The 1,217-nt window shown below is 38.1% G+C and carries 1 protein-coding gene and 1 pseudogene; both read right to left on the bottom strand.

Features of this window, described 5'->3' with window-relative positions; translation table 11 throughout:
• Positions 1-368, bottom strand: a pseudogene (locus QVP90_RS14295) (S41 family peptidase); the annotation flags it as partial.
• A 44-nt stretch (positions 369-412) separates the two neighbouring features.
• Positions 413-1,217, bottom strand: an 805-nt coding sequence (locus tag QVP90_RS14290; protein ID WP_288204615.1) for an adenosine kinase, incomplete at its 5' end; no start/stop codon positions are given.

Genomic DNA, 1,217 nt, shown 5'->3' with positions numbered 1-1,217 from the left:
GGCATTCCTTCATAAGGTTCGGCAATTACCGTATATTTGCTTTTGGGATTATATCTGATTAAAGATCCGATACCACCATAGGACCCCTTCACCATCATTTCCAATTCATCCTGATCATTTTCAGGATAATATACGGTATAAGGATCAAGAGAATACAGCATATTATCGATTCCCTCACGGATCGTCTTGTTAGGATCAATCGTATCTACATAAAACATATCCAGCTCTTTTACAATAGAATTGAATATGTCCAGATTCTTAGCGATCTGAAAATTACGGTCGTCACCGCTTTTAAAACTAAAGAACGCAACAGTAATCAATACAATTGCTACAATGATACCATTTCGCCTATTCAGAAACTTTTTCATACACTTTTAGTTAAAATGAAACGTAAAAGTAACTCATTACCTGCTTATTCAGACAGAACTTCGTTAATATTTAACTTTATTTCATCCCAACGTCCCTTTGAGATAGTGGTTCCAATAACTTGTATAACATTTCCCGAAAGAATAGAACCTATTTTTGCGCATTTCTCCAATGAATAACCGCAGGTCAAACCATATAAAAACCCTGCAGCGAAATAGTCACCGGCTCCGGTCGTATCTATCACTTTCGCCACAGGAATAGCAGATACCCTTACCTCCTCCGTACCTTTACGGATCAAAGACCCTCTGCAACCTATCTTTACAATGGCAACACTACACTGTTTGCCTATCGTTTCCAAAGCCTGTTCAGGTTCTTCTCCAGTGAACGCTTTTGCTTCTTCTTCATTAGCAAACACAATATCCACATATTTACTTATTAATAAGGAAAAGAATTCTTTATCATTTTCAACGATATTATAACTTGCCATATCAAGACATATCTGCAGACCGGCTTCTTTCGCTAATTTAATAGCCCGGAGAATCATATCGTGATCTTGCACCAGATATCCTTCAATATATAGGTAAGCATATCCCTTAAACATATCCAAAGATAAGTCTTCGGCTCTCAAAGTGGAGGCTGCTCCCAAATAAGTACCAAAAGTACGCTCACCACCAGGAGAAATAAAAGTGGAAGCTACCCCCGAAGGCAAATCAGAGAGGAGAATTTTATCTTCAATATTGTTTTTTTGCAGATTTTCGCGGAAATATTTCCCATAATCATCATTTCCCACTTTTCCAATAAAACCGGTTGCTGCTCCGAGACAAGAGAGTCCGAGAATGGTATTTCCTGCT

The sequence above is a fragment of the Bacteroides sp. CAG:189 genome (assembly GCF_000432295.1).
Taxonomy (GTDB): domain Bacteria; phylum Bacteroidota; class Bacteroidia; order Bacteroidales; family Bacteroidaceae; genus Bacteroides; species Bacteroides salyersiae.
The sequence above is the reverse complement of the archived record's forward strand: the minus strand, read 5'-3'. Positions and strand labels throughout refer to the sequence as shown.